The organism is Deltaproteobacteria bacterium (assembly GCA_009929795.1).
In the GTDB taxonomy this organism is placed as follows: Bacteria; Desulfobacterota; Desulfovibrionia; order Desulfovibrionales; family Desulfomicrobiaceae; genus RZZR01.
Map to the genome: position 1 here is coordinate 1 of RZZR01000116.1, position 7,091 is coordinate 7,091.

Annotated in this window: 8 protein-coding genes; 4 read left to right on the forward strand and 4 right to left on the reverse strand. The window is 61.3% G+C overall.

The genetic code is table 11. The features are described 5' to 3' along the window. Positions 1 to 677: 677 nt before the first annotated feature. The 4 genes from EOM25_10875 to EOM25_10890 are packed head-to-tail and all read left to right on the forward strand — an operon-like array spanning position 678 to position 4,206. Positions 678 to 2,429: a hypothetical protein gene (locus EOM25_10875; protein NCC25679.1), complete on the forward strand. Its 1,752-nt coding sequence runs from the start codon at positions 678 to 680 to the stop codon at positions 2,427 to 2,429. Further along, positions 2,426 to 3,355 (forward strand): hypothetical protein, encoded by a 930-nt coding sequence (locus tag EOM25_10880; protein NCC25680.1) that lies wholly within the window; start codon positions 2,426 to 2,428, stop codon positions 3,353 to 3,355. Before EOM25_10875 ends, EOM25_10880 begins: the two co-directional genes overlap by 4 nt. Next, entirely contained in the window at positions 3,352 to 3,999 is a 648-nt protein-coding gene (locus tag EOM25_10885; GenBank protein ID NCC25681.1) for a RusA family crossover junction endodeoxyribonuclease, read from the forward strand. Before EOM25_10880 ends, EOM25_10885 begins: the two co-directional genes overlap by 4 nt. 21 nt (positions 4,000 to 4,020) lie before the next feature. Next, positions 4,021 to 4,206 (forward strand): hypothetical protein, encoded by a 186-nt coding sequence (locus tag EOM25_10890; GenBank protein NCC25682.1) that lies wholly within the window; start codon positions 4,021 to 4,023, stop codon positions 4,204 to 4,206. Here the strand turns inward: EOM25_10890 and EOM25_10895 are convergent. The 4 genes from EOM25_10895 to EOM25_10910 all read right to left on the reverse strand — a co-directional run bounded on the left by EOM25_10895 (position 4,160) and on the right by EOM25_10910 (position 6,864). Then, positions 4,160 to 4,744, reverse strand: coding sequence for a hypothetical protein (locus tag EOM25_10895; GenBank protein NCC25683.1), 585 nt, complete (start codon positions 4,742 to 4,744; stop codon positions 4,160 to 4,162). The genes EOM25_10890 and EOM25_10895 overlap by 47 nt on opposite strands. 12 nt (positions 4,745 to 4,756) lie before the next feature. Next, positions 4,757 to 5,194 carry a hypothetical protein gene (locus EOM25_10900; protein ID NCC25684.1) on the reverse strand — a complete coding sequence of 146 codons (438 nt, stop codon included), beginning with the start codon at positions 5,192 to 5,194 and terminating at the stop codon, positions 4,757 to 4,759. A 16-nt stretch (positions 5,195 to 5,210) separates the two neighbouring features. After that, on the reverse strand, positions 5,211 to 5,669 hold the full coding sequence (locus EOM25_10905) for a hypothetical protein (GenBank protein NCC25685.1): 459 nt from the start codon (positions 5,667 to 5,669) through the stop codon (positions 5,211 to 5,213). 79 nt (positions 5,670 to 5,748) lie between these two features. Then, complete coding sequence (locus EOM25_10910) at positions 5,749 to 6,864, reverse strand: hypothetical protein (GenBank protein NCC25686.1); 1,116 nt, start codon at positions 6,862 to 6,864, stop codon at positions 5,749 to 5,751. Between the last annotated feature and the right edge of the window lie 227 nt (positions 6,865 to 7,091).

A 7,091-nucleotide genomic window follows, 5' to 3' on the forward strand; every position in this document is an offset into this window, starting at 1 on the left:
GGCGAGGACTACTCCCTGGTGCTGATTCCGTGGCGTCCTCCAGAGGAGTACCGGAAGATGCTGCAGGAGTTTACCAAGGCCGTGTTCTCCTCCCGAAAACGGAAGATCCTGATTAGCCATGTCTCCCTGGCGGAGGGGAAGGTCTCCCCCTCCCAGTCCATCCACCAGCCCATCCGTGTTGCGGACCTGTGCCCCGAAGCCTACCAGCACGTTTTCCTTGGGGACTACCACGCCGCCCAGATCCTGCCCGGAGTAGAACACGTTCGCTACCTGGGAGCCCCGATTCCCCATACCTTCGGGGACTACGACAACGTTGGACCCTGGTTGTTTGACACTGGGTCTGGGGGTCTGACCCCCCTGCAACTACCGTCCTCCTACCCTTCCTTCCGGAAGTGGGCGGTCACAGGGGAGGCGGGACTCCCTCTCCCGGGCTACACGCCGGGGAACAGGAACCGGATCCTGTGCCCCATCGAGATCATGGGTCTGGTGAAGGCCGCCTATCCAGATGCCGAGATTCATCCTGTGGAGCAGGAGATCAAGGTCGAAGGGAGCAGGATCGAGAAGGCAGAGACCTTGACCCCCCAGGACATATTCTCCAAGTGGAGGTCCGCACAAGGGCTCCCGGTGAAGCCCTGGCAGAAAATGGGGGAGCACTACTTGTTGGAGGCCGGAAGATCATGATCCCAGAGAAGATGGTTATCGAGGGCTTTCAGTCCTATCTTCGCAGGACGGAGGTCCGCTTCTCCCCCGGGGTCAACGCTATCTTCGGCAAGGTTGGGGACGGGAAGAGTTCTGATTCCAACGGAGCCGGCAAGTCGGCGCTGATGCCCAATGCCCTGACCTGGATCCTGTGGGGGCAGGTGCCCTCCGGGGAGAGGGCCTCGGACTTGATGCATTGGGATGCCGAGCGCATCTTCGGGGAGGTCTTCCTTGCGGGAAGGGGCGGGTCTTTGCGTGTAGCCCGCCTGAAGACCCGCAAGGGGTCGGAAACCGTTGACTTCACCTGGAACGGGGAAGAGTTCAAGCTCGACCTCCGCCCTGCGCAGGAGATGCTGGAAGAAATCTATGGCATCTCCTGGGATGTGTACTGCAACGCCATTGTGGTGGACTCCACCTCCAAGGCCACGCAGTTCGTAACCGCCACCCCGGGACAGAGGATGAAGCTCCTCGGGGAGATGATCCCCTACGACGACTTGTTCCAGAAGGCGGGCTCTGCTGTCCAGAAGGACATTCTGAAGTTGGAGGAAGACCGCCGGCTGCAGGCGGGCATTCGGGAGCGGGTGGTGGCGGAACTAGTTCGGGCCCAAGCATCCCTCTCCCGGGTTGTAACCTCGGTAGCCGGGGAGACCCATCGGGTGCAGCAGGAAAAAGCGGTCAAGGAGAAGCGTCTGCGGGAGTTACAGTTGGAGTTGGAGCACAACAAGGAAATCCTGATGGCCCCTCCTCCGGCAACCATTGCCGACCTCCAGGTCAAGAAGAACGAGGCCCTGAACCGGCAACAGAGGGCGGCCGTGGATGTAGGAAAATACCGGGCCCAAGCCCAGGTGGAGGTCCGGGGAGCGGGGGAGGTGTGCCCCACCTGTCGGCAGGTGGTGGCCCAGACGGCCGCCCTCCACCTCCGTCAGGAGAGGGAGCAGGCGGAGCGTCTTCTGGCATCTGCGGCCGAAGACCTCCAAGGATCCGCCAAGGAGGTCGGGGTCCTGGACTCGGCCATTCAGAGTGCCCTGCAGACCATCTCCGCCCGGAAGACAGCCGAGGCTTCGGTGCAGAGGATCGAACAGGATATTCGGATGCTGAACCTACAGGAAGAGCCAGCATCCCTGGAAGCCCTGAAGAGGGAGCACAAAATCCATGTCGATCTGGTAAAGTCCCTGGCGGAGGGTCTGCAGGCCAAGGACAAGGAAATCGAGGAGATCGAGAACCGGATCCCCCTCCTGCGGAAGTTGGCCAAGGGCTTCCAGCAGGACCTCCGGAACATGCTGCTGGACGACATTCGCCAGGTGCTGGCCTACTATGCCGACAAGTACCGCTGGATTCTGTACGGGGACAACATGACCGTGGAGTTCCCTCCGACCACGGCTACCGGCAGGGAGAAGTTCGACATCATCTTCCGGACCGGAGAGAACGTCAACAAGCTTCCGTCCAAGGGACAGAAGTTCAGAATGGCCCTGGCCGTGATCCTGGCATTGCGGAGGGTGCTTATCTTTGGGAACCGGACCCCGTTTGAATTCCTGGTCCTCGACGATCCGATGGGGGAGTTGGACGACACCGGCCTTCAGTGTCTCTACAAGTTGATGCAGAACCTCCGGGAGGAGATCCCTTGTGTGCTTACCACAGCCCCCCGTAGACTGGAAGGGGTGCACTTCGACTCTGAGGTGTGGGTGGAGTTCCAAAACCGGGAGAGCCGGATTGTGAAGGAGGAGTTGTGAAGGAGGAAGTCAAACTTTATTATACCTACCCCGGTACCAATGGCAGTGCGGGCCACCCGTCTTTGAGTTTCGGAGGCCGCCGTGGGGAGGAAATCCTACAGGCGACCACGGGATTCACACTGGATTTGACCCTGCAGAGGAACGATCCCAGGGACCTTGCACAGGTATGGCCTCTGTTTCCTAGCTTCTCCCCGGAGCGGCTGTTGGCGGGGGCCGTGATTTACAGGTCCCTGGTGTTGAAGAACATGGGGGAGCGGGCTACAAGCGTGGAGTTGTGGGTGGTCTCCCCTCCCTCGGGGGTAGAGATCGCAATCTCCCTGCCCGGCCCTGCCCCGTTTCCGGGCATTTCCCGGGAGACAGAGGACCCGGGCGGGGTTTTCTCCGTCCCCACCCCCGGAGCCCCCCTGGCGGTCGCTGCAGCCCTGGAGGAGGAGGAGGAAGTGGGGATCTGGATCCGCATGACCGTACCCCCGGGCCAGAGTCCTTTCTACGATGACACGTGGAATCTGTCGATCTCGGCTGCCGAATTTACCAACTACCCGACCTGGAAGTTCCGACACACCCTGGAATCGGGGGTAGCCCGCCTCCTGGCCGTGTCCCCCGGGTTGAACATCCCCTGTCGAGCAGGGTCGGTCGAGACCTTCTCGATCTACACCTACACGACCGAGGGCATGGCGGTGGACCCTGGGGGTTGGAGGGTGGAGGCTGTCGTGGTGGGGCCGGATTCCGTTGGGGTCCTCGCCTCCTACTCCCAGACCTACTCCAGGTCTTTCAAGGAATCTCCGCTGGAAATCCTGGGTCTGTGTTCTCGAGTAGGGCAGGGGGAGTACCGCTTCGACTTCTTCCCTAGAGCCCCGGGGTTCTACACGATCACCTTCTACACGGAGAACATCCAGACCAAGCTAGAAAGGAACGTTGTCCTGTGAGTCGGAGAAAGAACAATCCTCTGGCGGGGATCCCTCTATCCGGGACTCTGAACTTCCAGTTCTGGGTCCCGGGCAGGCCCCAGCCCAAGGCCAGACACCGGGTGGCCGCCCGGGGAGGGAAGGCGTTTGCCTTCAACGACCCGCGAAACCAGACCCGGGAGTCCTACATCCGGGAGTGCTGCCTTCTGGCCCTGGAGAAATTCCCCCTCAAGGATCACTTCCCGATCCCCGCAAACGGGTACGCAGTGCGGGCCGCCATCTACGCCCTGTATCCTCCGGCGGCAAACTGGTATCCGGGACTCCGGTACACGAAGAAGCCGGACTGGGACAACATCGGTAAACTACCCTGGGACGCCCTCTCCGGGAGGGATTCGGGGCGGCCCCAGTTGCTGTTTCTGGATGACCAGATCATCGACTCCTGTCCGGTCCACAAAGCCTACTGGGACCCCCGAGACGACCATCCTTGGGGTCCGGGCTATCCGAAGGGGCCGGGAACCCTGATCTGCATGGAGGTCCAACCCCAGCTTCGCAATCCGGCCCTGGCCCCGGCGGGATTGTTCACCTGCTTGAACTGCGGGCGGGACGACTTCACCGGAGAGAAGCAGTGGAAGGCCCATACCCGCCGCTGTGTTGACTCTCTTTAGAGTATAAGGTAGGATAGAGCCATGCAGTTGAACTCTTGGGACAAGAAAGTGAACGTGACCCTCTACATGGAAACGAGGCACGTTGAGACGTTGGATCAGTTGGCCGTGTCGGCCGGAGTCTCCCGCCAGTGGGTGCTCCGGGAGATCCTGGAAAAGGTGCTCACTTCCGCTTCTTTGGAAGTGGCTCCTCCTCGCCTGAATCTCTGATCCCCCGTCTGCACTGAAGACTCCGCTCCCATCTGGTGAAGTGGACATCCACTTCGCCTTCAAGGTTGTCCGCCAAACGGCGCAGGAAGTTCCCGTTGCGTCCGAGATACTTGGCGGAGTTCCGCAGGATGGAGAGGAACTCCGTCCAGCAAATGGTCGCCCCTACGAGGTAGGGAACGAAGTCATCGAAGCCGTAGCTGTTCAACAAGAACGTCCAGGAGGCCCCCAAGGCGGCCCACCATAGCAGCAGCTTCAGGACAGAATACTTGCCCCGGGAAGTGCTGTATTTGTGCTCTTTCCAGGCTAGCAGCGAGCCGGTGATCCAGTCCCCCGCCCACAGTACGGTAACGGCAAAGAACAGGGGGGAGGACGTGAAGTTCGCGATGTGCATCCCGTAGGTGGCCCAGAAGGTTCCCGTGATCCCGATCAGAGCCCACTTCACGTACCCGAATACCCCCTGTCCTTCACCCTGGAATCCAAGCATCTGAGCAAGGGTGCCCCACAGGTAGTTCACCATTGAATAATACCTCCTGAGCATCCCCCGGTCTATCTATGCCGTGGCGACGAAGATCTCCACCTTGCAGGCGGCGGTGTTGGCCTCGGCGGCGATGGTGTCCAGATCGTTGAAAGCGGCGAAAGCCCCGCCGGCAGTGTCCACTTCGATTGCCGGGTGGCTCAGCACGAAGAACTCACCGGGATCCAGCTTGATGTAGGCGGTTTCGGCCCCGGTCTTCTGCAGGCGCAGAGTAACGTAGTTGGTAGCGTCGGCATTCCTGAAGCGGGCGTAGCGGAAGTTGGCCCGGACAATGGTCCCTCCCGCCGGGGCCGCCCCCATAGTCAGCAGGGTCTGCATGGATCCTGTGGCTACATTCAGGGTCTGTCGGTAGGCATAGTTTACGTCGGTGTAGGTCAGCGACCGCACCGCTCCCAGGTTGTCCCCATCCAGGGTCAGGGTCTCAGTAACCGATACCGTGAGGGTAGAAGCCATTTCATCGGACCTCCTTTTAGCAGTTCAAAGTCCACCAGGATCCCCCGTAGGAAACTACCTGCACATAGGCCAGGGGGAACTCCAAGTAGCCGGCAGGGTCCCCATCCACAGTAGATCCCCCCTGTCCGACTACGTACACCAGATGCGACGAGGTATCCACTTTTTTTACATAGACTCTCCGGGAAAAAGAGTCGATCACAGGCAAGGTGACTGTCACGTCCCCGGAAGAAGCATCCACCAGCACCGCATCTATGTTGGCTTCTACCGTATAATCCGCCGCCTTGAGGACAGTCCTGTAGCGGTTCCCGCCCCCGGGGGAGAGTTCCGCCCCATCGTAAACTAGGGAGTCTCCGGAATCGATCCCTGAAACAGAAACAGGAATGCTGCGGATCTTGGCGGCATTCCACTGCTCTTCGTCTTCCGGGGGGCGGTCAGAGACCGTGTTCAGTCGCGCCCCCAGGCGGGTTACGGGCATTTTACCTCCTGGGTAAGGCGGGGCCTCCTCTGGTCAAGTTCCCTGGAAACACCGGCAGAGGAGGCCCCAGAAGGCGGGACTAGGCCGTGGTGGAGATGATCCGGTACTGGATCCACACGTTTGCAGACTCAGTTCCGGCCCCGTCCGCGAACACGGCGTCGGCGTTGGTGATCACCAGGGCGTTGGCGGAGATGTTGGCCGAAGCGGCGGCGGCATCCACAGGCAGCCTGCGGACGATCTCCGTTCCCGCAGCCCCGGTGAGCAGAGCAGCAGCGATGGTTGCACACACGTCGGCTCCGGAGGCGTACTTGATCGAGATCGCCCCGCCTCCGGAGATGGCAGTTCCTGTCCGGTTGGCCTCGAAGACAATGGAGTCCACGATGATGGCCTTGTTGGCTCCCGGGGAGGAGATCAACAACTCCGGCGTGGTGTACATGGTCTTCAACTGCGCCAGGGTCAAAGGCACAACCACCGTCCTGCCCTGGAGGGCCGGGGGAAGCTGCACCAGTTCCGAACTGGCGTCGAGGGTAGCCAGCCCGCTGGCCGAGGCCGTAGGCAACCACCCGATGTCCAGCTTGTTGGCCCCATCAGAAATGGGGATCGATGCCGCAGTCGGGGTTGCCGTAGCCGAGGCAGGGTTCTCAACCACCTTGGACCCCGCGTCCAAGGTGGCCAGAGTGGAGGCCGATCCTCCCCAACTGGAAGCCAGCTTGCCGCCGGCATCCCCGAGAGGAATCTTCCCGGCCCCTCCGGCCTCCTGTGCGTTGGCGGGATTTTCGACCACCTTGACCCCGGCGTCCAAGGTGGCCAGAGTGGAGGCCGATCCTCCCCATCCCGCAGCCAATTTCCCCGCCCCATCAGAAATGGGGATCGAGGCCGCAGTAGGGGTGGCCGTGGCCGAAGCCGGGTTCTCGACCACCTTGACCCCGGCGTCCAAGGAAGCATACCCGGAGGCGACCCCCTTGTGGGCCTGCACCTCGACGGTGTGGGTGGCTCCGGAATCCCGGTAGGTCATGACATCGGCTGCGATCCGAATGTCCTGGTCTACCACCAGGGCCGTGTCGGTGATCTGCCGGGCAGGAGTGTCGGCGTCTCCGTTGGCATCGATGCCGACCAGACCCTCAGAATCGAACAGGTTGGTAGGGGGGAGCGTAGAGTTTTGCGACACCCTCCCCGGGATGTTGAATCGTCGCATTCTATGCCTCCTTGCGGTAGGAAATCAGGTAGTTGACCGAGGTATTGGCCGACGCCAACCCCTTCAAGGCCGCCCCGGCCCGCAGGACGATGCCTCCGTTGCCCCCGAAGGTCTCCTCGAAGGTTTCATTGGCGGCCAAGGCGAGATCGGTCAGGAAGTTCGCAGTCGCATCGTCGGTATCCCCGGAATCCACATGCCGGAGGGTCACGGTGCGGGCGTTGTTGCTG